This window comes from Nocardia sp. bgisy134 (assembly GCF_965341865.1).
Lineage (GTDB): Bacteria > Actinomycetota > Actinomycetes > Mycobacteriales > Mycobacteriaceae > Nocardia.
In genome coordinates this window covers 316424-340770 of record NZ_CBDQZP010000004.1, presented here as the reverse complement: position 1 = coordinate 340770, position 24347 = coordinate 316424, and the positions used below count along the sequence as shown (strand labels likewise).

Sequence of the window (24347 nt, the reverse complement as noted above, 5' to 3'; positions counted from 1 at the left end):
GCGATCGGCGAGACCATGCGCGCACCGGCATCGGCGTTCGCGCGCCGCGCTGCGATCACCGTCCGTCCGCAGCCGGGTCGTCGAGGATCGTCGTCAGCACGCGCAACGCCCGGTCCCGGTGCTCGTCGAGTGCGACGATCACCTCGCCGACCGCGTGGCGGCGTGCCAGCTCGAGAATCGCCTCATGGTCTGCGACGGTCCGCGAACGTTCGACGGGCGAGTTGTAATACATTGCGCGATAGGCCTCGGTGGAGTCCCACAGCAGCCGGATGACCCGCATGGTGTGCACCATTTCGGGCGATTCCAGCAGGCCGAAATGGAACCGGCGATTCGCCTCCAGCTCGGCCGCCACATCACCGCGCTCGGCCGCTTCGGCGCAGTCGCGGGCAGCCAGCGCGACACGGTCGAGGGAGTCGGCGTCGAGGAGCGGCACCGTGTGCAGTGCGGCCCGCGTCTCGAGCAACGTCCGCAGTTCGTAGATCTCACGCAGATCCGCGACCCGGAGCTCGGTGAGGAAGTAACCACGCCGAGGCCGATAGACGACCTGGCCTTCCTGTTCGAGCGCGCGAAGAGCCTCGCGTACCGGCGCGAGGCTGACGCCGAGATCGGCGGCGATCCGCTCCTGCCGCACCTGCTGACCCGGGCGGTACCGACCCGACACGATCGCCCGCCGGAGCTCTTCGAGCGCATGTTCGCCCGCAGTACCAGGACCCTTACGACCTGCGGAGGCGGCTGGGAGACTCACCTGGCGAGCTTACCCATAGTCACCCACCCGATCGGTAATCCTCTACCGCTCAGAAGTGGTGGTGGGCAGGTCCGGTGGCGCTGACCGATAGACCGGCGGCGTCACCGAGAGGTTGAGGGGGCTTCGGCAGAGCGAGACGGTGCTGCCGTCGGCGCGCGGCACTTCGACGGTCGGCTGGAGGCCAAGTTTCTCGGCGAGGGCGAAGGCTGCGGCGATGTCGTTGACGACTCCGGCCGGGACACGGGCTTCGGCCAGTTGGTCGGTCCATTCGGCGGCGGTCCGGGCGGCGAGCAGCCGCTCGAGGTCGGCACGCAATTCCACCCGGTTCCGAACGCGAGAGGTGTTGGTCGAGAACCTTTGGGAGGTCGCGAGTTCAGGTTCGCCGAGCACCTCGCACAGCGAGGAGAACTGGCGGTCGTTTCCGACGGCCAGGACGAGTTCACCGTCGGCGCACGTGAGCAGTTCATAGGGCGCGATGCTGGGGTGCTGGTTTCCCATCCGAGTCGGTACGACACCCGCCGAGGTGTAGGCACTGGCTTGATTGACCAGTCCGGCGAGCAGGCAGGACAGCAGGTCGATGTCGAGGCGCTGCCCCTCGCCCGTCGCTGTGCGGTGGTGCAGCGCGGCCAAGATGCCGGTCGTGGCGAAGAGTCCTGCAAGCACGTCGACGAGGGCGACACCGACCTTCTGCGGCTCTGCGTCGGGGGCCCCGGTGACGCTCATCAGGCCGCCGAGGGCTTGGATCAACAGGTCGTAACCGGGCAGTCCGGCGCCGGGGCCGCGTCCGAAACCGGTGATGGAGCAATAGATCAGGCCCGGATTCTCCGGTTGGAGCTGGTCGTAGTCGAGCCCGAAGTCCGCCATCAGTCCCGGGCGGAAATTCTCGACGACGACGTCGGCGGTCACCGCCATCTCCCGGGCTCGAGCGCGATCGGCCGGGTCGGACAGGTCCAGGACGATCGTGCTCTTGTTGCGGTTGACGGCCTGGAAGTAGGTCGCCTGTCCTCGGTCGTCGTGCGGCGGTTTCCAGGTGCGCGTGTCGTCCCCGGTGCCCGGTCGTTCGACCTTGGTGACGGTGGCGCCCAGGTCGGCCAGCTGCATCGTCGCGAAGGGGCCGGCGAGGATGCGGGAGAAGTCCAGGACGCGGAGGTTGGCAAGCGCGGGGACCATATGTGAGGATCCAATCATCGATTTTCGAAAATCGAAGATTAGGCTAGGTATCGCGGCCTGTCAGGTCAAGGAGATCCGCAAGCATGTCCACCGCAGTGGCCCCACTCGACTTTCTCGCCATCGACTCTGTCCTCACCGACGAGGAACGAGACATACGCAATACCGTTCGCGCGTTCGTGCGCGAGCGCATCCTGCCGTGGGTGGGGGATTGGTTCGACGAGGGCCGCGTCCCTCGCGAACTGTTCACCGAACTGGGCAAACTCGGGGTGCTCGGGATGCACCTCGAGGGCTATGGCTGCGCCGGAACCAGCGCCACGGCATACGGGCTCGCCTGTCTCGAACTGGAGGCAGGCGACAGCGGCATCCGCAGTCTGGTGTCCGTGCAGGGCTCGCTGGCCATGTTCGCCATCCACCACTGGGGGTCCGAGGATCAGAAGCAAGAGTGGCTGCCGCGCATGGCCGCGGGTGACGCCGTCGGATGCTTCGGCCTGACCGAGCCGGACTCGGGTTCCGATCCCGGCTCGATGCGGACCTACGCTCGCCGCGACGGTGACGATTGGGTGCTCCGCGGTGCGAAGATGTGGATCACCAATGGCTCGCTCGCGGATGTGGCCGTGGTGTGGGCGCGGACCGACGAGGGCATTCGAGGCTTCTTGGTTCCCAAGGGCGCCAAGGGATTCACCACCCGCGACATTCGGAAGAAGGTGTCGCTACGCGCGTCGACCACCTCCGAATTGATCTTCGACGAGGTTCGGCTGCCCGCCTCGGCGATGCTGCCGGGCGCGACATCCTTGCGTGGTCCGCTGACCTGCCTGAGCGAAGCCCGTTTCGGCATCGTGTGGGGCGCGGCAGGCGCTGCCCGCGCCTGTCTGGAATCCGCGATCGACTACAGCACCACGCGCGTCCAGTTCGGCAAGCCGATCGCGTCGTTCCAGATCCAGCAGCACAAGCTCGCCACGATGGCCCTCGAGGTCAACCGCGCCACCTTGCTGGCGCTGCACCTCGGTCGATTGAAGGATGCCGGGACGCTGCGGCCCGAACAGGTGAGCATGGGCAAGCTGGGCAACGTCAACGCCGCACTGGATGTGGCTCGAACCGCGCGACAGGTGCTCGGTGCGAATGGGATCACCCTCGAATACCCCGTCATGCGGCACCTGACCAATCTCGAAACCGTCGTCACCTACGAAGGCACCGCCGATGTGCACGCACTCGTCCTCGGTGGGGCGTTGACCGGGATTGACGCCTTCCGCTGATCCGCACAAGCCGCTTTCCGGCGGTGACGCCTCCGATGCGCCCTGCCTCGCGTCCGAATCTGTCACCGTCGGCAAGTGGTCGGCAATCGCTCTGATCGCGCTCAACTCGCTGGTAGATGCTGCGACTGAGAGAGCGCGGAAGAATGTGCAACCGACTAGCATCGTTAGGTGTCGCATATTCCGCATCTCCCGTCGTTCCGCCGGTCCGACCGGCAGGTTCCGGTGGTGCCGAAGGTCCCGATCCCCACCGCGCGGGCGATCGTCGATTGTGCGGTGTACGTCGACGGGCAGCGGCTCCCCGGCAAATTCACCCACGCCGCCGCGCTGGCCGAGGTCCGCGCCCGCGGTACCGGGTTCGTATGGGTAGGGCTGCACGAACCCGATGAGACGCAGATGGGCGACATCGCGCGGACCTTCGGGCTGCATTCACTGGCGGTCGAAGACGCGGTGAAAGCACATCAACGGCCGAAACTGGAACGCTACGACGACATTCTCGTGACGGTGATGCGCACCGTCGCCTACGTCGAGCACGAACTCCACAGCGTCAGCGAAATCGTGCAGACCGGCGAAATCCTCATTTTCACCGCACCCGACTTCGTCGTCGCGGTCCGCCACGGCGAGCACTCCGGCCTCGCCGGAGTACGGCGCGACCTCGAGGCCGACCCGCAGCGACTCCAGCTGGGCCCCGGCGCCGTGCTGCACGCGATCGCCGATTTCGTCGTCGACTCGTACATCGAGGTCACCCGAGCGGTCGAGCTCGACGTCGACGCCATGGAAGAGGAGATTTTCACCCCGCGCCGCCGGATCGCCATCGAACCCATCTATCAGCTCAAACGCGAAATCGTCGAACTGCGGCGCGCGGTCAAGCCACTCGCCGCCCCGCTCCACCAGCTCAGCGAACCGGAAACACCGCTGCCCAAGGAAGTTCGCCGCTATCTGCGCGACGTCGCCGATCACCACACCACCGTCGCCGAACGCATCAACGACTTCGACGACTCCCTCAGCGCCCTCATCGGCGCCGCGTTGGCGAAAACCGCGATGCAGCAGAACACCGACGTGCGCAAGATCTCGGCCTGGGTCGCGATCCTCGCCGTCCCGACCATGATCGCCGGGATCTACGGCATGAACTTCGAGCACATGGCCGAGCTGCGGCAAGTCTGGGGATACCCGGCCGTGCTCGCGCTCATGGCGACGCTCTGCGGCACGCTGTATGTCGTCTTCCGCCGCATCGAATGGCTCTGAAGCCGGCGGCGTACGTTCCTACCCGGCGCCCGCTGGGGGTACCTGGCGGGAATCCGCGTACGCAAAGACTTTTCAGTGATAACCGGACGTCAACTCGAAGGCTTCGCGATCAGCACCGGGCCCCGAGGCGCTCGAGCGTGGTTGCGGCTGGCGGGGGGAGAGGGAGAGAGACCGGCAGATTTCGCGGGCTCGGGCCGTCGGGATGGCTGGTTGCGATTCCGGTCGGTCGATGCCCGACGGCCGTGTTAGATTTCCGCTGGACGTTAGTCCAATTCGCACCGGGTCGGGCAGTTCGAGCGGAGAAACAGTGCTTGGGACCACGCGTACATTGCTGGCGGCCGCCGCGGTGGCGATACTGCCACTGACGGCAGTGACGGGACTGGCCACGGAGTCGGCGGCCGCCGATCGCACCTATTCGGAGTATGTGGCGCTGGGGGATTCGTGGGCAGCCGATGTCACCGGCAGCCAGATCACGACGCAGTTCACGCCGGTGCATTGCCTGCAAAGCGCGCGCAACTACCCGAAGCAAGTGGCGGCCGCGCTGTCGACACCGGTCTTTCGTGACGCCACCTGCGGCGGTGCGGAGACCAAACATATGACGAGCCCGGAGACCACGGCGCTGGGCAGCAATCCGCCGCAGTTCGACAGCCTCACCTCTACCACGGATTTGGTGACCCTGGGCATCGGCGGCAACGACGCCGCCCTGGCCAAGTCCGTATTTACCTGCCTGACAACCGATCCCGCCGCCACGCCCTGCCTGGACACCATGATCACCGGTGACACCGACGTCATGACCGAAGCCATCGATGTCACCGCCACCCGGGTGACCGCGACCATCGTGGGCATCCGGGCACGCGCCCCGCACGCCCGCATCCTGCTGCTGGACTACTTCGAAGCCGTCGGCACCACCGGCGGCTGTTTCCCGGAGATCCCCATCTCCGACGCCGACGCGATCTGGCTGGGCAACAAGCTCATCGAGCTCAATGACATGCTCACCCGCATCGCCGCGGCCACCGGCGTGGAATTCGTCGACACCTACACCGGCAGCACCGGCCACGACGCCTGCCAACCCCCAGGCGTGCGCTGGGTGGAAGGGCTGGTCCCGTTCTCCAGCACCCCGGTCGGCCCCGCCGCGCCGTTCCATCCCAATCAGCTCGGGGCGGACTACCAGGCGCGGCGGGTTCTGGAGACGCTCGGCGCGTAGCGTTCCCGAGGACGCTACGCGCCGGGTTCAGGGCGCTCAGGGGACATGCGGTCGGCTCTGTCACCAAGGGTACGCGCGTCCCGCGGCATCATCGGACGGTCTGCGCCGCAGTCGATCTCACTGCTCAGATCACCCGCGCAGTGGCATGTCAGTGCGTTTCGGTCAGCTGGTACTTTCGACATGGATTGCGCCGACGGGGAGGGACGATGACCGGCGAACTTGTGACAACGCTGTATGACTTCCAATTGTCGATGCTTCACGCGATGTGCACGAGTGCTCCTGCTCAGGCGGCGGATCTGCTCGATCGGATCGGTGCGACCCGCGCCGACGCTGCGGTCGCCGAGCATCGGTGGTGGTTCGCTGATGCGACGAACGACTTCAGGTCAATCGCTGAGTACATAACAGCTTGGGGTGCACCGGCTTCGGAGCGGATCGAACACCACGGCGACCGCGAGGGTCGGTATGCGGTGTGGGATTTGCCGTTCTGGCCCGGTCTGCAGATTGAATGGATGGAGATTCCGCCTCACCCCCGGCTGTTCAGGCAGCTTCTTCGGCACCCCGACTGCCCACGGCCGCGGTTGGAATCTGTTGCCGACTTGACCCCCTGGTCGTGCACGCGGAACGAGTTCCACGATGGAACCTTGGGACCGACTGACGTCGTCGACGGATTCGGCGGGGTCGGAGACGTGGCAGCCTTCAGAGCAATCGACCCCGACTCCGGGCGTAATCGTGTCTACTGGGCACATTTCGATTGGGGTCTGTTGCAGTATGTCGAACCAGCTCCCAACACCTACGTGTGGAAGCTCTGAGGCACTGCGAAAGCTGCCCGATGGCCGATGGCCGATGGCCGATCGAACTGAACACCCTCGACTCGCCATGTGCGGATGGTTGAGATGTCATGTGGCTGAGGCCATGTAGGCGGACAGGATCTAGTTCAGGTGGCCCACCGAGCCGATCCAGAGATGCGATTCTGTCGTCCACGCGACCTCATGCGCCGGACGCGGTGCGACCTACCGGAACGCCGAGACGTTTTGGGCGACCCACCCCTCGAACGTCCGAGCTGGAGAACCGGTCACCACGTGTTCGAGTTGCCCCCACCCTTGCGGGCGGGGGCAACTCTCACCTACGCGAATCTGTCGAGGGGCAGAGCATCCGAACGCGCGCACACGAGCCGGCCGATCCGCTCGCCAAACGCGACGAGAGGACCGTCAGCGGCCGGGCTTCGTTATTCGATGACATGGTCAACGGGGTTGCGATGTGACCGAGGCGCTTTCACTTCAGCGCGGCCTGCATCGCGACTCCGTCGACGTAGGAATGCTTCTCCTTGACTGCGCCGTCCTCGACCAGAACGTAGTCCGCGAGGTCGACGCACACGCGATTGCCGGTCGCCGAGGTCCCGGTCAGCTGCCATTGGACCACCCAGAAATCGTCTCCGACACGCAACGAGATCAGGTGGAAGGTCAGGTCGGGAACCAGGGCGAATGTCCCCGCCGCGGCCTCGCGGATGGCGGCGCGACCTCGGGCAGGTTCTTGGCCCGAGTGCAGGTGGAACACCGAGTCGGTGGTGTGGAGTTCGATGATTCGGTCTGGGTCGCGGTCCGCCCAGTAAGCGTGGTAGCGCTCGAACAGTTCGCGGGTGGCAGTGGACATGATGGGCGACTCCGATCGTAGTTGTGTCGATGTGACCTGAGAGGCGTTCTGCGAGAAGCACTCTGGATGCTGTGACTCATCAGGGAATTCAGTGTCGCCGGGAGCGGTCCGTCGTGGCGACGGGCGCACGCCTCCACTTCGAACACTTCCGTTGTGCGCACGCACAATGCACGCTAGGTTGGCGGCAGTGACCCAGGACACACACGCCGAGCGCCCGCGCCTCGTTCGCGAGCTGCGCGCGGACCTGGCTGCGATCTCCGAAATGGTGACTGCCAGAATCGAACAGGACGACGGCGACTACGACGACGCCGCACTCGATCACCACGAATTGGCCACCCTGGTGGCCGACAGCCTCGCGGCATTGCTGGATTCCCTTGCCGGGGATCCATATTCGCTCGAGCCTGCTCGCCGAGCCGGACGCCTCAAGGCCGAGCGCGGGATCCCGCTGGACAGTTTGCTGCACGCCTTCCGCCTCGCGGGCATGGCGTTCTGGGCGGTGATCGTCGAACGCGCTGATCATGACGACCGTTCCGCTCTGCCTCAGCTGTCCACGCTGATGTGGGCCACCGTCGACGAGTACTCCGTCGCGGCGGCCGACGCCTACCGGCGCGTAGTCGTCGTCGGGACCGAACAACCCGATCAACGATTGCTGCGGGCGCTGCTCGATCCCGCCTTCCCGCCGACGCAGCGCGAGGATTTGGGCAGAAGGATGCGCCTGCCAGCCCGAGCCATCTTTGTCGTCCTGGTCGGCGACGTTCGCCTTGCCGCGACCGGAGTCACCACCGTCCGCACCCTTCTCTCCGACGATCGAGTGACCCTTGCCGCCGCAGTCTCGCCCGCCACGCTCGACCGCGCGCTAGGTACCGTGCAGGCGCGAGCCGGTGCGAGCAAACCGTTCACCGACCTCGTATCGACGCCTGCCGCGCTGGACCAAGCACGGCTCGCATTCCGGTGCCTGGGCCCGGCGGACACCGGAATCCACACCTATTCTTCGTCACCGGCCCGCGCTTTGATCGCGGCTAACCCCGGACTCGCCGCGGACGTCCTCTCGGACACGCTCGCCGCATTCGATCGACTCCATCCCGACGACGCCGACGCTCTCGTCCAAACCGCCCTGGCCTGGTACGAACTCGGCGGCTCCACGTCGGCGGTAGGAGAGCGCCTTCACCTGCACCGCAACACGGTCCTACACCGTCTCAAGCGAATAGAAGGGCTCACCGGTGCAGCGTTCGCAGTGCCTGCCGACGCGGTGCGACTGTATCTGGCGCTGCAGACACGGCTGCTTCGAACACCCGGCGACAAGTCCTGACCGCTCTGCGGCACGTGAATCTCTGTGTTCAAGGCGTGTACCGACGCCAGTGCAAATCTGCCCCGGCAACGCCGCGGTCGTATATCGAGGTGGAGGTCTGCTTTGTCGGACCGCGTACCCGCGGCGAGGACGGCTGGAATGTCTTGGGCGCTGTTCATCGTGGTGACGAGGGCATTGCCGAGGTCTGTCGTGCGGCCCGCCGGTCCGAGCGAGGAGACCCTACGTGCGTAGTGCTCGTCTGTAGGCTCTCGTGCCGTATCGGGTGACGACAACGGGAGGCGAGTGCCGATGGCGGGAACGGATCGGTGGTCGTGGACGCACATCCTGCGCGCGGACGGTCCGGCTGCGGTGATCTGCATCCGTGTGGCGGTGGGGCTGGTGTTCCTCAGCGAGGGGATCCAGAAGTTCCTTTACCCGGACAAGCTGGGGCCGGGTCGGTTCGACAGGATCGGGATACCGGCGCCGACGTTCTTCGCCAATCTCGACGGTGTCGTCGAAATCGCCTGCGGCGCCTTGATAGTCATAGGTCTGCTGACCCGTCTGGCGGCGGTGCCGCTGCTGATCGATATCAGCTTGGCGATCGTGCTGACCAAGCTGCGTGAGCTACAGCCCGGTGGATTCCAAGGTGTGGAAGGCTTCTGGGGGATGGCGCACGACGCCCGAACGGATTTCGCGATGTTGCTCGGGCTGATCTTCCTGTTGTGGGCCGGGCCCGGCCGCTGGTCGCTGGATGCCTGGCTCACTCACCGCGTTGAGGTGGTGCGGAGTAGCGCCATGAATCCGTAGTCCATGTGTGGTTGCCGGTGGTAGCGGCAGTGATAGGCCCGGCAGGTCTCGGCAGACGGGCCGCGTATCTTCACCGACCCGCTCGCCGGGCGCATCCTCGGCGTCACCGACGGTGAGCTGGCCGAATTGGATACGGCCGAAATGGATCATCCCGGCCATGCCGGTGCGAGCAACCGCCCGCGCCGGCTGTTCCTCGCCGCGCGCCCGCTTCGCCGAGGATGCCGTGCAGCGAGCCGACCCGACCTCGCCGACCGGCCAAGGCTCAGAATGGCATTGGCGGTCGGTGGCTAGGAGGGCGGCTGTAGATCGGTCGATGATCGTCAGCGCCGAGCCGATCGGAAGGCGCCGGATCGAGAGGGCATGAGGGGATATGACAACTGAATTCGATGATGTCGACATGCCGAGACCGCTGCTGGTCATCGACACCAACATCATCAGGTCGGACCCGAACTTCGGCAGCGCGCAATGGCAGGGGCTCGTAGCGGCGGTGGAGGCCGAAGAGGTCGACGTCGCGGTGCCGGAGGTGGTCGTGCGTGAATCGGCACGCCATATGGAGCAGAGGATCAAGAGTGCCCGCCGGGAGCTCAATACCGCGGTACGCGCCATCCACGATCAGCTGCGCAGCTCGCGCCTCGACGCGCCTGCGTTGACCTATCTGCCGTCGGTCGCTGAACTCCGCAAACTGCCGGAGATCACGACCGAGGAACTGCGGTCCGAGCTCCGTAACCGGTTCAAGGAGCTCGGGTTCACGGTTGCTCCGATCCCCGAGGCGGCTCACGATCAGCTCGTGGACTGGTCGCTGGCGTCGCATCGGCCGTTCGACGCCACCGACAAGGGATATCGAGATGCCCTGATCTGGCACACCTTCTGCGATCTGGCAGCCGCCGACAGCGCCGGGTTCGTGGTGCTGGTCTCCGACGACAACGATTACTGTGCGCGTGGAAAGACCACGCCGCACGAGGATCTCGCCGGCCACCTGGCGAGTATCGGCCGAACGGAATCCGTCGGCTTCGCTCGCACCGTCCTCGAAGGGCTGGAAGTGGCCCGGGCCGCGATGACGAACACCTCCTGGTGGCCGAGGGTGCCTTCGCCACGTGTCACAGACCTGCTGATGGCGGCGATCCGGGACGCCTATACGGACATGATCGGCGCCCCGCTGACGCGCGACGTCTACGACGATTCGACCGAATCCCTGCTGCCCGGCGTGGAACTGCCGGAAGAGCTCGAAGCCGCATCCATCTCCACGGCGAGGTTCGAGGGGGAATCCGCAGTGGTGTCGGTCGTCGAAACGTATCGCGGCCGTACCTCGGTCGGGACCGTCGAGGTCAGGACGTCGTTCGGCTACGAGGCCCTCATGGACAAGGGCGAGTTCTACAGCACGCTGGACAACGATGCGGTCTGGACGCTGGTCGACCCGGACTACAACAGGAATTACGTCGCCATCGAGGGGGAGTTCGGGGCGGTCGTCGAGTTCGCGTTCGTCATCGACCATCAGCACGAGAATGTGATGGCTCTCGATATCGAGCACGTTCAGTTGCTTTAGCAGCCCAGTGGGCACCGAGCCGAACGCCTTGATCGGCCATCACTGTCTGGATGAAAACCCTTACGACGAGGACGGTGAACCCGCATGACCCTCAGCGGGACGGCGCTCGCCGATCGTCATCGAGCCGGGACGCTGGAGTTCCTGCGTTCTGCTCCCTTGCGCGCCGCACGGAGGGGAGATCAGTTGAGGCTGCGCAGGTGGCGGACGAACGCCGCCGCCTCGGTGGCGTATTTCGAGCGTCGGCGGGCGATGTCGTCGTGGTCGAGGATGTCGCCGGTACAGGTGGCGAGCGCCGCGATCAGGTCGGTCTCCGTGGTCGCGGCGCGAAATGTCAGCACGCGGTCGGCGATTTCGCGGGCGCGCAGGATGTCCAGCCGCAATGTCTTGTAGAGCAGGGCGTCCGACGAGAAGTGTAGGGCGTGCGGAAAGGTTTTCGTCTGCGAGTCCGGCCCCCGGTACCAAGCGATGAAGACGCCGTTGTCGCAGATCTCGTGGCGGGTCACCGCGCTCTCTTCGGCGAACACGACGTCGATCGGACAGATGTCGCGGCAGTCGAACAGTGCGACCAGAGCGGTCAGCAGCGAATCGCGATAGTCGCGGATCATCTCTTCCATCGGTACGCCGCGCAGGCGGGGTAGCAGCCGCCGGTCGGCGACTCGTCGCCGAACCGCCTTGTCGAAGGCCGGTGAGATCATCCGCACCACAACCTGATCGGGCGGATTGTCGCTCTCCCGCAGCCTGGCTGGGACGTACCACGGGTTCGGGCCACTGCACGCGTAGAAGGTGGAACCCGCCATGGCTTGCTGCATATCACGGTTGAAGACCGGATCGAATCCTGTTGTGGCCGGGTAGGTGCGCTGTGGTAGGTAGGTCGAGTTGGCCTGAAAGGCGCGATCGATGACCTGATCGGACATCGCCGCGAACGATTCCCGCAGCGTCGCCTGCACGGTTTGGTCCTGGGAGCGTGTCGCGATGAGCGCGAAGAAGGTCGCGAAGATCGCCGAGGCAACCAGGTTCAAGCCGATAGCGGAAGCGATCTCGCGACCGGTGAGACTCTCGTCCAGCAGTGCCAGGAAGATGCCCACCGCGAACGTCACCACGTAGGCCAGGGCGATCGCGTAGAGCATCACTTTCTTCTGGAGTGCACTCACCCCTCGATCCTGCACGAGAACACGACGCGCTGCCGACAGTTCGGTCGCGGAATGGGGCGGCGTTGCTGCGCGCGGTGCTCGATGTCCCTGGCGGGGTAGTGATCGGACCGGGTGCCGATCCCGCGCGCGCGAGGTTGGCCGGGGTCGAGCTCGCGGGGGCGGATCTCACCTCAGTCGATCTGATGTCGGCCGACATGGTCGGAAGCGACGCGCTGGGGCTGGTACCTCGATGACGTCCGCGCCCGCTCACGCCCCATCGGCGGCGGCCGGTATCGGCTCAACCCTCGGGCGCTCTGTCACGGTCGTGCGTCGGTGTGTTCCGGACGATATGGTCGGGGTATGTCCGGGCAGCGCGGCGGCGGCTCGTTCGGGAACTACCACCTCGAACGGTTGCTGGGGCGTGGCGGTATGGGCGAGGTGTGGTTGGCGCGCGACCGCAGCGGTGCCAACGTCGCACTGAAGGTGTTGTCCACGACGTATTCGGCGGATCCGGCCTATCAGCGTCGCTTCGAGCGAGAGGCACGGCTGGGAGTGCAGTTGCGCAATCCGCACATCGTGCCCATTCGCAACTTCGGTGCGGTCGAGGGGCACCTGTTCCTGGAGATGGCCTATATCGAGGGCGTCGATCTGGCCACGCGGCTGCGGTCGGGCGCGCTCGCACCGGACCGGGCTGTAGAGGTCATCGCCCAGGCCGCTGAGGCACTGGATGCCGCGCACGCTGCCGGGCTCGTTCATCGGGATGTGAAGCCGGCCAACATTCTCGAGCACACCAGCGGTTTCGTCTATTTGATCGACTTCGGCATCGCCCGGGGCGCCGATGGCACCGCGATCACCGGCACCGGCCAGGTCGTCGGCACGTTGCAGTACATGGCGCCGGAACGGTTCGACGGCACGCTCGACGCCCGCTCCGATATCTATTCGCTGGCCTGCGTGCTCTACGAAACCCTCACCGGACGCCTGCCCTACGGCGACGGAAATCCGGCACAGCAGATGCGCGCGCACCTGGTCTCCACACCACCGCAGGCCTCGCGTGCCGCCGCTGGCGTCCCCGCCGCACTCGACGCCGTGATCGCCCGCGGCATGGCCAAGGATCCGCGCGACCGCTACGCCACTGCGGGGGAATTCGCCGCCGCGGCACGCGAGGCCCTCGGCCTGCCTGCGCCGGCCCGACCACCCCCACCGGTGCTGCACCAGGCCGCGTCGAATACGCGCCCCGCGACTCTCGTCATGACCGCCGTGGGCCCGACAGCGACCGAGAAAGTGGCGACCGAGAAACGCGAGTCCCCGCCATTCCCGCCCGCGCCACAGCCCGATCATCGGCGAAGCCCTTCGAGGTGGATTGCCTTCGCCGCCGGGGCAGCCGCCGTCGTCGTGGTGGCACTGTGGCTGCTGGCCGGCGGCATCGACATCGGGTCCGCCCCGGGTCCGAACACGACGACCCCCGAAGCCGCCGCTCCGGCGACGACCGCTCCGCTGCCCTCTCCGGCCGAGGCACCGCCCCTCGACACAGCAGGCACCGTGCGAGACGGAAATTTCGCGTTCACCGTGACCGACACGGTTTCCGGCGTGCCCATCAGCGGCTCGGCTGCCGCGGGCGGTTCGTACACCATCGTGACGTTGACGGTCACCAATGTGTCCGATCACCAGCAGGCTTTCACCGTCGCTGATCAGCGCCTGGTCACCGCCGGTGGCCGCTCGGTCGCACCCGAGGTCGCCGCGACCGCCGAACTCAACCCTTCCGGCACCGACCCGATCGCGCTCGATCCCGGCCGCACCGCCACGATCCGGCTGGCCTTCGACCTTCCGGGCAAAGACAAAAAGAACGACAAGAAGAACGACAAGAAACAGGACGCTCCGAGCCACCTGGAGCTGCACGGCGGCCCGACGACCTCGGGCGTGATCGTGCCCATCCGCTAGCCGCCCAGGAAGCGCTGGGTGGCGTCGTAGACGTCGCGTTGGTAGGCACGATCGCGGGAGCGGGCCGAGGACAGCTCGACACGTCCGGTGTCCACGGCGCGGACCGCACGGATATAGCTGCCGCTGGGGTGTGCGGCGGGGCGGGTGGCCGTGGCGACCACCGTGCGCGCGGGCCGCTCGGGGGAGGACATCAACGGTGCGCCGACGAGGCCGATCAGGTGCAGCGGACCGCCCGCACTGCGCTGGAATCCGGTGCGCACGACCCCCGGATCCACCGCGTACACCGCGATCCGGTCACGCCACCGTTCGGCCAGCGCGTAGGTGTAGGCGAGGTTGGCGAGTTTGCTCGACGCGTACGCGCGCATCTGCGTCCACTCTCCCGGAAGCGCCCAGTCCTGGATCGGGCGGGCCCGCGCTTCCAGGTACGAGGTCATCATGATCACCCGCGCTGGTGAATTCCCCTGTTCACCAATCGGTTTCAGGAGCGATTCGAGGCCGCGAGTAAGTCCGGCGACCGCCAGGTGATTGACGGCAACGGTCCGTTCGACGCCGTCCACGGTGAGGCCGTGCCGATCGAACGCGGCGCCCGCGTTGTTGACCAGGACGCTGAGGCCGTCCGGCGCGGCGCGGTGCACCTGATCGACCAGTCGCCGCACCCCCGAACGTGTTTCGAGGTCGGCATCGACGGGAATCAGGCCGCCCGGCACGTCGCCCATGCGCGCTGCCGCGTCTTGCGCACGCTCCGCGCTGCGCCCGTGCACCAGGACGGTCCAGCCGAGCCGCGCCAGCGTGCGACCAACCGAAAATCCGATACCGCCGGTCGCTCCGGTCACCAGTGCGGTCGAAGCCGAGGGGACCCTCAATGGATTCGTTGTGTCCATTGCTCTTATTCTCGGAGCACAGAATGGAATGACAATACCAAAATCGAGTCCGGAGAAGTCCGATGCCCGCGTCCCCCGACACCCTGACCGCCAAAGGACTACGTAGCCGCGCCAGGATCGTCGACGCCGCCACGCGCCTGATGCTCGCGAACGGTGCGCACGACACCACGATGGAGGCGATCCAGCACGAGGCGGGCGTCAGCGCATCGCAGCTCTATCACTACTTCGACAACAAACGGGACCTGCTCGCGGCGGTCATCCAAGCGAGCACCGAGGTCGTGATCGCCAACAAGTGGCTGCTCGATATGCGCTCGCTACACGATCTGCGCGCGTGGCGGGATGCGGTGGTCGCCGCGGCGCGCGCGACCGGCTGTCGCACCGGGTGTCCGCTGGCCTCCTTCGCCGAGGACATCCCCGATACCGACCCGGAACTCCTCGAACTGGTGGCCGCCGGATTACGCCGCCTCACCGCCGCCGTCGCCGACGGCCTCACCGCCATGCGCGATGCGGGAGAACTGCGCCCGGACGCCGATATCGACCGCCTGGCGCTCGTCGTCGTCACCGCCTACGAGGGTGGCATGCTCGTCTCCCGGGCCCAGCGCGAACCCGCTCCGCTGGAGGCGGCGCTCGACGCCGCCGTCGCCTGTGTCGAGACACAGGCCGTTCGCACGGATCGGTGACGTCGAACGGATCGCGGCCCCAACGACAGCCCACACCGACCCCACGACCACCTACTTCGCAAGACGACCTAGGCCGTCAGTCGTGTCATCCGCGGCAGGCAACGCCGCCTGACCGCACCTCACCACAGGTGCAGGAAGCTCCGGACGTCGTCATAGCCGTCGAGGGCCCGACCGTCCACGTCCGACGGGTCGGCCTCGGCACGCGCCGTCAGTGACTTCATCAGTGCAAGGGGCTTCCTCGCTGAGATGCCCGAAACGCCGAGCGGTGTGTCCGAGGCACAGGCCGGCCAGGCCGAGCAACGGACTACCCGGCACAGCCCGTGTCCCGACCTGCACGCACCAGTGCTCGACGAACTCCACATCGTTACGTCGCCGAAATCGAGTAGCGCACTACTCAAGTCAAACGTGTTCCGTCGCGCGTAGCTTCGCCATCGGCGAGGACCGGCAGGGCAGGAGGGGCCGATGGACAGCTTCTATACCGTCATCCGTGGCGACACATTGTTCGGCATCGCGCAGCGGTTCTACGGCGACGGCAACAAGTTTCCGATCATTGCCCGAGCGAACGGCATCGCCGATCCCGGCCGGATCTTCCCGGGGCAGGTGCTGCGGATTCCGGACCTCACGCCGCCGGATCCTGGGCCGGGTCCCGACCCGCAAGAACCGCCCGACCCGGTCGAGTTCCGGTTGCTGCGGCCGGCGGACCTGTTGAACGTGCAGTGCGTCGCGATCGGGTGCCGGGTCGTCGCCGACGGGGCCGCTCCCACGGAGCCGTTGGCGCGGCACACTGTCGTCCACGGCGACAACCTCTGGAATCTGGCCGTCCACTACTACGGCGACGGCCGGTTGTATCGGCTGATCGCGGAGGCCAACCATATCCCGAACCCGAGCCTCATCCGCCCTGGCCAGGTCCTGATCATTCCGCGGCGGCCAGGCCCGCCACCGCCTCCTCCGCCGGTGACGCACGTCGTAGTCGCAGGGGACACGCTGTGGGATCTGGCTCAGCGCTTCTACGGAAACCCGTTCCGGTATCGCGAGATCGCCGCCGCCAACCACATCGCCAACCCGTCGTTGATCTTCCCCGGCCAGGTCCTTGTCATCCCCGGCATCGGCGGCCCCCCGCCGCCGCCAACGGTTACCCGTCTGGTCGCCGTTACCGACAACGCACATCTGATCGTCACCTTCGGCCCGCAGAACGTCTATGAAGAGGCAACGCTCGACGATCCGCTGCACCAGCCACCCAATACCCCTGATGTTGCTCGGGCACGCGCCGCCACCGATTCGCGCGTGGTGTTCGAACTCCACAAGAAAACAGAGATTCCGTTCACCGTGTCCGGGGTGTTGAAGGCGTTGAGCACGCTCGGTCTGCGGGTGCCGCCGCTGGCGGTGCCCCGACTGGAGGCCAACCAACAGCGACCACCCGAGGCGCTGGTGCCGCCCGCGGCACCCAAAGACGACCAGACGGCGATCGAGGCGCCGTATCGGCTGATCGTCTCGCCGGACGTGAACGGCGGTTTCACCCACGCGGCCGATGCCGCAACGGCGCCAAGCGATTCCAACCGGGTCGAGCTGTGGCACTCTCGGTTGGGAGTGCGCCGGATTGTCGACGGCAAGTTCGTCGGTGTCGACGAGAACGACGACAAGCTTCGAACGGTCCGTGCCGTGTGGACGCGGGACGACGACGACACCCAGGACGCCGACCCCGACTACGGCTCGCTGACGCCGGCCGACAGAAGGGCCATTGTCCGGCAGACCGCGAATCCGAAGCCGAACGACGGCCAGACGGTCATCGAGCCCGAACCACTCACGGTCGAGAAGCTGTTCCTTTCCGCGCTGGGCGCGTGGGTCGACTGGCGGGTGGCGTGGCCGCGGTCGGCCGAGTACACCGGGTTTCACTTGTCGGCGTACCGCCATCTGGCGCCGATGGGCCGCGACAGCTACGTCCGCGTCGAAACACCGATCTACCTCTTCCCGTTCGGACACCGCGGCACGCTGGTCAAGCTCACCGAGCGCAGGATCAAGGCGGCCGACGGTGATCAGGCGGCGCACCTGTTCAAGCGTTATTTCATTGTGCTGCGCGAGCACACGAGGAGTTACGAGAACGAGCGACTGAACCGGCTGCCGTTCAAGAGGGTATCGATCGACCCGCTGGTGTCTCCGGACATCAACCAACCGCCCGACCCGGCGACGACGTCTTTCGTGCCCGAAGTGGGGGCCGACCAGTATCTGTGGAAGATCACCGCCGTCGACTGGGCGGACCGCGTGATCACCATGGCGACAGCGCTTGTGGCCGTGCCGGAGGGTGCCCCAGGGGGCGCGCTGACAACGTGGAATGACGAAATCGCCAAACACAAGTCGATTGACGTGGGCGGTGTCGAGGTCGCTTTCGCCAAGGCGAAGACCCCCGGCGACACCACGGCTCGGCTACAGTTCCTCGACCTCACCGGCGACCCCTTCCCGCTCACCAGCACGCCGTGGATGGTGAAGGCGCACATCACGATTCCCGCTCTGGCGACCGTGAATCGGGGCGGTGGTCCTGTGGCCGTCAAGTACGAGGACGCGTACACGGCCGCCGGCTTCGAGAACGACGATCCGGCGCAGATCTTCTTGGTCCTCGACCAGGAGAACAAGCTGAACTTCTCCGGTGGCAGCGACCGCGGCGGCGGATTCGTCGAGCCGAACGTGGCGATCAACGCGATCTCGCGTACACAGGGTGCGGTCGGTGACAAGGGCGCACCCAACGGCATCAAGGACAACAAATTCAATCCCGGCGCCTTCCTGGGCCAAGCGCTGCCGAAGTTGTTCGGTCTGTTCGACCTGAAAGACATCCTGCTCGAGGGCCGTCCGCTCAGCGAGGCCCCGAAGCTCATCGCAGACCAACTCGACTTCATCGGCTCCGTCGGCGCCGATTACGCAAACCTGGTCGCCGGGCTCCAGAAGGCGCGCGCGACGCTGGACGTCGACATCGCGGCGGCCACCACCGCAGGCGCCGAACAGCGGCTGCAGGCCCTGCGCAACCAGACGCAGCTCGCCATCGACAAGCTGGCCGCCAAACCCGTTCAACCGTTGGTCGATTCGCTGATCAAGATCGCCAAGGGCGAAGCGAACTCCGCCGGAAACCTGCCGTCTGAGCTTCAGCAAGCGTTGGGTGAGGTGAAGGCACTGACGGCCAACCAGTTCCTGCCTGCCTATCTGCGCGCGCTGATCGAGCGGCCGTACAAGGCGTTGGACAGCGCGTTGACACTCGCGCAGGGCAACAAATTGATCGAGGCGCTGAAGAATCCGCTGGAGGGGTCGACGGTCCGGTACGAGTGGACGCCGACGATCAAGGGTTGGGGACCGGCGCCGGGCGACGACAACCTCGTGTTCATTCCCGCAAGGCCGGACCAGGCCCTGACGATCGCCGTCGAGGTCCGCGTCCCGAAGGAGGGTGACCCGCAGTCCGACGTCAGTGCGCAGCTGCGAAACTTCCGGCTGCAGCTGCTGCCCGGCGCACCGCTGATGTCGATGACGTTCAGCCGCATCGGTTTCCGTGTCGCCACCGGGGGCAAACCCGAGGTCGACGTTCAGTTCGACAAGCTGGAGTTCCTCGGAGCGCTTGGCTTCATCGAGAAACTGCGCCGACTCATCCCGTTCGACGGCTTCGCCGACCCGCCGTACGTCGACATCTCCCCGGCGGGCGCCACCGCGGGGTTCGAGCTCGCGCTGCCCAGCGTCGCGGTCGGTGTGTTCACGCTGGAAAACATCGCGCTGTCGGCTGACTGCCGGGTGCCGTTCCTCGGCGAGGCCGTCACCGTTGGCTTCGGCTTCTGCAGCAAGGAATCCCCGTTCCGGCTGACGGTCATGGCGATCGGAGGCGGCGGATGGGTCGCTATCCGCTTGGCGCCCAAGGGCTTGGTGATGCTCGAGATGGGGCTGGAGGCCGGCGCGTCGCTGAGCGTCGACCTCGGCGTGGCCTCGGGTTCGGTGTCTGTGATGATCGGCGTGTTTTTGCGGCTCGAAGGCGAAAAGGGCCAGCTGACCGGATACTTCCGCATCCGCGGTGAGGTCGAGGTGCTCGGCATCGCGTCGGCGTCGATCACCCTCGAGCTGTCACTGACGTATGACTTTGCCTCGGGCAAGCTCGTCGGCCGGGCCAGCCTTCGGGTCGAGATCGAGATCGCGTTCTTTTCCGCGTCCGTCGAAATCACCTGCGAACGAAAACTGGCCGGCTCCAAGGGAGATCCGACGCTGGCCATGATCATGCCGCCGACCGAGGGTGGTCAAGCGATGTGGGATCAATACTTCTCAACCTTTGCGATCGGAGCGTAGGTTATGGCAACCACCCGGGTGATGACGACCGTCCTGCCGTACTCGGTCGACCCGAACGACCCATTCCACATTTCGCTGTACTTCACTCATCGGCTGGAGGGCGGCGGCACGCTCGCCGACTACGCCGTGATGGTCAACTGGGTGAAGTCGTTGCGTGAGGCGACGTTCCGGCTGCACACGGATTCGAGCCCGTCGGCCATCAGTTGCACGCCGCTGCTGAATCCGGATCCCGATCCACGCATCGTGCCGCCCAGTGAATCCGCCTGGGCAACAGCGTTTCCCGCGAGCACCAAGGTCCGCGATTTCCCGAAGCCGGTCGTGACCGAGACCCCATGGCGTTCGTACCCGGCGAACAGAATGCGCGACCACGCCCTCGACGCGCACTACACGTCGGCATGCTCGTGCCCGGTCAACCGTCCCAGCGTCGCCGGCAATCGATTGGCCGAAGCGACACTCGACGTGTTCAGAGAAGCCAGGCCCGGCAACGGTCTGATCGACGCGTTGAGCCGCTATCCGGAGGCCGTCGCCGGCCACCGGAACGACCTGACCGTCGGCCAGGACAACGCCTCCCGTGCGGCGATCGATCCGCCCCGTCCGACACCGGCGATCTTCGACCCCGACGCCGGTCCCGATCTTCACGTTTTCGATGTCGTGACGCCGCAACCCTGGCGTTCCCCCATCGAACTTCTGCTCGCCGATCGAACGCTCGATGCAGACATCACCGCGTTCCTGGACCGCCTGCTAGCCGAACCGCAACTGATCAACAGTCCCATGAAGCGAATGCTGGCCGACGTGCACGCCGCGCAGAAATACTACAACCGGCCGGAAGAGGCCAAGGAGTACAAGGACAAGCCCGTCGCAGGCCAGCCAGAACCGCCGCGCACACCGCACGACACCCCGGATTTCCACGAACGGGCGTCGTCGACGGCCAACGTTCCCACCCTCGCCCGCAAGCTGGGCTTCGTCGTCGACGTGCGGGTGCAGGATCTGGATGCCCTGCGCAACGCCACCCTGATCCGGTGCGATGTGATCGTCGACGGTGCCGAGGAGTACCTGTCGCCCGAAACGCATTGCATGACAGTGGGTTCACGCTTCCTGGCCAAGCCGGCCAGCGACCGGTGGCGCGTCGGGCGTCTCGGGCTGGGTGACCCAGAGCGGTATCGGGTGATGGATCTGGATCCCGATGCGGCCGGGCTGTCCCTCGAGCAACTGCTGCGCGACGTGGTGCGGGCGCTGGCGACCGAGGCCAACGGGGATCCGGCAACATTCGCCCCGGCAGCACTGCGGGCGACGGGATTCTGCCTCGCCGAGCTGAGTCGGCCCGACGACCTTCGGGTCCGGCTGCAACAGGCCCAAGATCTCGACCCGGTCGTGGAGGTGCCCGGCACCGCGCAGACGCGGCATCAATTCCACTTCGAGGGGCTGCATCGCGGCAACCGCGTCGAGGTGTGGGACGACGTCACCAAGATGTGGCATAGCCTGCACGAGCGGCGAGTGCGCGCGTCGTTCGACGACAAGTCCATCCTCGACGGCGTCCGCGACGTCGGCTACCTGCAGAACCCGCCGATGAATCGGGTGCCCGGCAACGCCAACAACCCGTACTACATCCACGAGGTGCTCGCAGGGTGGGATGGCTGGAGCCTCTCGGCGCCGCGGCCGGGGAAGATGATCATCCACCGCAACGGCAGGGAAGAGGTCACCGCGAAGCCGGAGGACGTCACCGACCAATCCGGCCAGCCACCCGGCATCGAGGTGCGGTCGACCGCCGAGACGAAATCGCTTCCGGCGCTGCGCTATGGGCGGAAGTATTCGTTCCGCATCTCGGGAGTCGACCTGGCGGGCAACAGCGTTCCCATGGATCCTCTCTCCACCGGTGAGCCGGCGGACGGGATGGTTGCGGCCGCGTCTGCCCATCTCGACGTGCTGCGCGCCGATGCCAGGCAACGGGAAGAGGCCGGCGTGTTCGTAACGCTGCGTACCGATCTCGCGCAGACTCGGGCGCCGCATCCCGAAGGCGTGCCCGGCGAGATCGAACGCGCGACGGCGTCGGCGGTCGAGCACGCGTTGTCGGGGCGGATGAACCCGCAGTTGGACATCGAACCCGAGAAGCTGGCCGGGCTCTTCAGCGACTCGGGTGATCCGGACACGGTGAGCACACCGCGACCGTTCTTCCGGTGGGACCCGATCCCGGCGCCGACGCTGGTTCCGCGGGTCGCGTACACGCCGGGTGAATCGTTGCAGCGCATGGTCATCCGCACCGGGCTGGTCGGCAGTCCCGGCCTGTGTCAGCGTCACGTGGTGCCGCCGAAGGGCAGCCAGATGGAGGCCGAACTCGACGGACGCTTCGACGCGTTGATGCGGGCCGGGAATCACACCCGCGCATATGCCGTCGCGCTCAAGGAGCGAGGCAACCTCTTCAATACCCGGATTCAGGACCTGAACTCCCCCACCGGAACCATCACGCAGCCGGGGATGGCGCTGCTGGCCACTCCGGGCGCGACCGATCTGGTGACGCTCGACGACCTTCAGGTTCCGAATGGACCGAACAGCCAGCCGGCCGAGGGCCAGTACGTCGTGCACGACGTCGACAATCTCGTGCTGCCATATCTGCCGGACCCGATGGCCGACGGTGTGGCGCTGGTGTTCTATGAGTCCGGCGCGGACCACCGCATGGCCAATCCCCGTGTGCTGCAGTCGGTCGTCATCCAGTACTCCGGCCAGTGGCCGGAGCTGCAACCTCTGCGTCTGGTGCTGCACAACGCTCCGCGGCTGGACGCCAAGCAGGACGGCAACGTGATCAACGTCGGCCTACCCCCGGGTGAGCAGGTGGCGGTGGCGTTCTCCACGACACTGGATGCCGAGCACCTGGAGAAGATGGCGCTGTGGAAGCTACATCCGGTGCAGGATCCGAATGTACCTGAGGCGGACCGGAAAACGCTCGAACAGGCCGCCCGGGACGGCTGGTTGTGGTGGCTGACCCCCGACGAGAAGCTTCGCCTGGTGCACGCCACCGCGCGGCCGGCGCGGCCGCCGGTGATCACGCGGCTGGTCGCAGAACCGCGCTCGGCGAACATCCCGACCGCCAATCTCGACGGTGTGATCGACGTTCACGGGGCCAGCACCGAGAAGGTCGAACTGCGTGCCCGGTGGGACGATCTGATCGACGATCCGGCCAGCGAGCAGCCCAAGGTCTCCACGTCGAAGGAGATCGTCGTCGACCATCGGATCGAGGAGCACGAGCGGTACTCGATGCTCACTTTGCAGCCGGATGCCGAAAACGTGGGGAAGCGGCGCAGCGAGGTCAACATACGGACCGCCATCCACAAGCTGCCGGACACCAAGGCACGCACGGTCAATTATCGGTTGTTCGGCACGTCGCGCTATCGGGAGTTCTTCCTGCCCAACGAACTTCCGCCGGCCGACGACGAAGCATCGGGCGGCAACGAGGTCGCGGTGAACATCCCAAGTAGCGCACGGCCCAGTCTTCCGGTCGTGCATTCGGTGATCCCGATGTTCATGTGGGAGCAGACGACCGAGCCCGAGCATCCGTTCGCGATCCGGCGGATCCGTCGCAGCGGAGTCCGCATTTGGCTCGAGCGCGGGTGGTATTCGAGCGGCGACGGTGAGCTGTTGGCCGTGCTCACCACCGGTGAGCCGGGACTCACGCCGGACGAGAAGGTCAGCCTGTGGGCGCGAGATCCGATCATCGCCGGACCCAAGATGACGAACACCTATGAGGTACCCGTTCTTCCGGCATGGCAGCAACGTGCCGCACAGCTGGCGTTGACACCGTTGGGCGAGCCGGGCCGGCCCGTGATGCATGTCGTCAGGCAACGCAAGTCGGACAAGTTCGCGGATCGGGACAAGGTCGTCAACGCGTACATGTTCCGGCCGGAGTTCCACGACGGGCGCAAACTGTGGTTCGTCGATGTGATCCTCGATTCGGGGAATGCGGTCTGGCCGTTCCTGCGGCTGTCGATGGCTCGGTATCAACCCAATTCGATTGTCGGGATGGAGTTCTCGGAGATCGTTGCGACGGACTTCGTGCAGCTTGCGCCCGAGCGGATCGCGACGCTGAGCCGGCCGGAGTCCGACGAAGTCCGAGTCACGGTCACGGGTGTGACCGCCGTGACGGCCGAGCCGGGCGCCGAGAAGCCGGTGAAGCCCACCGACACCGCGTCGCTGCGGACAGGGCTGACGAAGTCGCGGCGAGTGACGGCGACCCTGCAGGCGCGAGCCGCGGGCGCCAAGTCCGACCTCGATTGGACCGACGTCCGTTCCGTGGACTGCGAATTGGCCGGTGTCGACGCGACGTCGTTCAAGACTTCTTGGACAGGCGTGCTGAAACTGGAGCCCGCCGAGCAGCTGCTCACCCCGGGCACCTCGGACGACCTGCGTGTGCTGGTCGAGGAGTTCGAGAAGCTGGCCGCCGACCCGAAGCCCGGTGAGCAGACGCTGTCTACCACCGAGCGGCTGGTCTATGCGGATCACATCGCACTGTAAGGAGA

17 protein-coding genes are annotated in these 24347 nt (G+C 66.3%); 12 read left to right on the top strand and 5 right to left on the bottom strand.

The annotated features are described in order from the left end of the window. Positions 1-55 precede the first annotated feature (55 nt). Both ACRWNM_RS10510 and ACRWNM_RS10505 read right to left on the bottom strand, forming a co-directional pair. Positions 56-745, bottom strand: coding sequence for a GntR family transcriptional regulator (locus ACRWNM_RS10510; RefSeq protein WP_431966014.1), 690 nt, complete (start codon positions 743-745; stop codon positions 56-58). A gap of 42 nt (positions 746-787) precedes the next feature. Then, complete coding sequence (locus tag ACRWNM_RS10505) at positions 788-1915, bottom strand: CaiB/BaiF CoA transferase family protein (RefSeq protein WP_431966012.1); 1128 nt, start codon at positions 1913-1915, stop codon at positions 788-790. An 83-nt stretch (positions 1916-1998) separates the two neighbouring features. Here ACRWNM_RS10505 and ACRWNM_RS10500 point away from each other — a divergent pair, with 83 nt between their 5' ends. The 4 genes from ACRWNM_RS10500 to ACRWNM_RS10485 all read left to right on the top strand — a co-directional run bounded on the left by ACRWNM_RS10500 (position 1999) and on the right by ACRWNM_RS10485 (position 6423). Continuing rightward, positions 1999-3168, top strand: coding sequence for an acyl-CoA dehydrogenase family protein (locus ACRWNM_RS10500; protein WP_431966010.1), 1170 nt, complete (start codon positions 1999-2001; stop codon positions 3166-3168). A gap of 177 nt (positions 3169-3345) precedes the next feature. Next, on the top strand, positions 3346-4410 hold the full coding sequence (locus ACRWNM_RS10495) for a magnesium and cobalt transport protein CorA (protein WP_431966177.1): 1065 nt from the start codon (positions 3346-3348) through the stop codon (positions 4408-4410). A 307-nt stretch (positions 4411-4717) separates the two neighbouring features. Continuing rightward, positions 4718-5614 carry an SGNH/GDSL hydrolase family protein gene (locus ACRWNM_RS10490; RefSeq protein ID WP_431966008.1) on the top strand — a complete coding sequence of 299 codons (897 nt, stop codon included), beginning with the start codon at positions 4718-4720 and terminating at the stop codon, positions 5612-5614. A gap of 206 nt (positions 5615-5820) precedes the next feature. Further along, the gene (locus ACRWNM_RS10485; protein ID WP_431966006.1) at positions 5821-6423 is read left to right on the top strand and encodes a hypothetical protein; all 603 of its coding nucleotides are present in this window, start codon (positions 5821-5823) and stop codon (positions 6421-6423) included. Between the two features lie 463 nt (positions 6424-6886). On the opposite strand, the gene ACRWNM_RS10480 is transcribed toward ACRWNM_RS10485, so the two are convergent. Beyond that, positions 6887-7264 carry a nuclear transport factor 2 family protein gene (locus ACRWNM_RS10480; RefSeq protein WP_431966004.1) on the bottom strand — a complete coding sequence of 126 codons (378 nt, stop codon included), beginning with the start codon at positions 7262-7264 and terminating at the stop codon, positions 6887-6889. Positions 7265-7451: 187 nt separating this feature from the next. Between ACRWNM_RS10480 and ACRWNM_RS10475 the strand changes: the two genes are divergently transcribed. From ACRWNM_RS10475 to ACRWNM_RS10465, 3 genes are all read left to right on the top strand, one after another. Continuing rightward, entirely contained in the window at positions 7452-8573 is a 1122-nt protein-coding gene (locus tag ACRWNM_RS10475; protein ID WP_431966002.1) for a PucR family transcriptional regulator, read from the top strand. Positions 8574-8897: 324 nt separating this feature from the next. Continuing rightward, positions 8898-9359, top strand: a complete 462-nt coding sequence (locus ACRWNM_RS10470; RefSeq protein WP_431966175.1) for a DoxX family protein — start codon at positions 8898-8900, stop codon at positions 9357-9359. 397 nt (positions 9360-9756) lie between these two features. Next, the gene (locus tag ACRWNM_RS10465) at positions 9757-10902 is read left to right on the top strand and encodes a PIN domain-containing protein (protein WP_431966000.1); all 1146 of its coding nucleotides are present in this window, start codon (positions 9757-9759) and stop codon (positions 10900-10902) included. 179 nt (positions 10903-11081) lie between these two features. On the opposite strand, the gene ACRWNM_RS10460 is transcribed toward ACRWNM_RS10465, so the two are convergent. Next, positions 11082-12053: a hypothetical protein gene (locus ACRWNM_RS10460; protein WP_431966189.1), complete on the bottom strand. Its 972-nt coding sequence runs from the start codon at positions 12051-12053 to the stop codon at positions 11082-11084. On the opposite strand from ACRWNM_RS10460, the gene ACRWNM_RS10455 reads away from it, so the two are divergent. Both ACRWNM_RS10455 and ACRWNM_RS10450 read left to right on the top strand, forming a co-directional pair. Then, positions 11969-12286, top strand: coding sequence for a pentapeptide repeat-containing protein (locus ACRWNM_RS10455; RefSeq protein ID WP_431965998.1), 318 nt, complete (start codon positions 11969-11971; stop codon positions 12284-12286). The genes ACRWNM_RS10460 and ACRWNM_RS10455 overlap by 85 nt on opposite strands. A gap of 106 nt (positions 12287-12392) precedes the next feature. Further along, positions 12393-13970 (top strand): serine/threonine-protein kinase, encoded by a 1578-nt coding sequence (locus ACRWNM_RS10450; protein WP_431965996.1) that lies wholly within the window; start codon positions 12393-12395, stop codon positions 13968-13970. On the opposite strand, the gene ACRWNM_RS10445 is transcribed toward ACRWNM_RS10450, so the two are convergent. After that, the gene (locus tag ACRWNM_RS10445; protein WP_431965994.1) at positions 13967-14851 is read right to left on the bottom strand and encodes an SDR family NAD(P)-dependent oxidoreductase; all 885 of its coding nucleotides are present in this window, start codon (positions 14849-14851) and stop codon (positions 13967-13969) included. The genes ACRWNM_RS10450 and ACRWNM_RS10445 overlap by 4 nt on opposite strands. 62 nt (positions 14852-14913) lie before the next feature. Between ACRWNM_RS10445 and ACRWNM_RS10440 the strand changes: the two genes are divergently transcribed. The 3 genes from ACRWNM_RS10440 (at position 14914) to ACRWNM_RS10430 (ending at position 24342) form a co-directional block, all read left to right on the top strand. Next, a complete protein-coding gene (locus ACRWNM_RS10440; RefSeq protein WP_431965992.1) occupies positions 14914-15531 on the top strand; it encodes a TetR/AcrR family transcriptional regulator in 618 nt (205 codons plus the stop codon). A gap of 1068 nt (positions 15532-16599) precedes the next feature. After that, positions 16600-19839: a hypothetical protein gene (locus ACRWNM_RS10435; protein ID WP_431965990.1), complete on the top strand. Its 3240-nt coding sequence runs from the start codon at positions 16600-16602 to the stop codon at positions 19837-19839. Between the two features lie 3 nt (positions 19840-19842). After that, positions 19843-24342 carry a hypothetical protein gene (locus tag ACRWNM_RS10430; protein WP_431965988.1) on the top strand — a complete coding sequence of 1500 codons (4500 nt, stop codon included), beginning with the start codon at positions 19843-19845 and terminating at the stop codon, positions 24340-24342. Positions 24343-24347: the final 5 nt, after the last annotated feature.

Coding starts and splice junctions, on each gene's coding strand:
- ACRWNM_RS10465 (WP_431966000.1), top strand. CDS start 9,757: ATGCCGAGACCGCTGCTGGTCATCGACACCAACATCATCAGGTCGGAC.
- ACRWNM_RS10450 (WP_431965996.1), top strand. CDS start 12,393: ATGTCCGGGCAGCGCGGCGGCGGCTCGTTCGGGAACTACCACCTCGAA.
- ACRWNM_RS10505 (WP_431966012.1), bottom strand. CDS start 1,915: ATGGTCCCCGCGCTTGCCAACCTCCGCGTCCTGGACTTCTCCCGCATC.
- ACRWNM_RS10500 (WP_431966010.1), top strand. CDS start 1,999: ATGTCCACCGCAGTGGCCCCACTCGACTTTCTCGCCATCGACTCTGTC.
- ACRWNM_RS10480 (WP_431966004.1), bottom strand. CDS start 7,264: ATGTCCACTGCCACCCGCGAACTGTTCGAGCGCTACCACGCTTACTGG.
- ACRWNM_RS10445 (WP_431965994.1), bottom strand. CDS start 14,851: ATGGACACAACGAATCCATTGAGGGTCCCCTCGGCTTCGACCGCACTG.
- ACRWNM_RS10440 (WP_431965992.1), top strand. CDS start 14,914: ATGCCCGCGTCCCCCGACACCCTGACCGCCAAAGGACTACGTAGCCGC.
- ACRWNM_RS10485 (WP_431966006.1), top strand. CDS start 5,821: ATGACCGGCGAACTTGTGACAACGCTGTATGACTTCCAATTGTCGATG.
- ACRWNM_RS10430 (WP_431965988.1), top strand. CDS start 19,843: ATGGCAACCACCCGGGTGATGACGACCGTCCTGCCGTACTCGGTCGAC.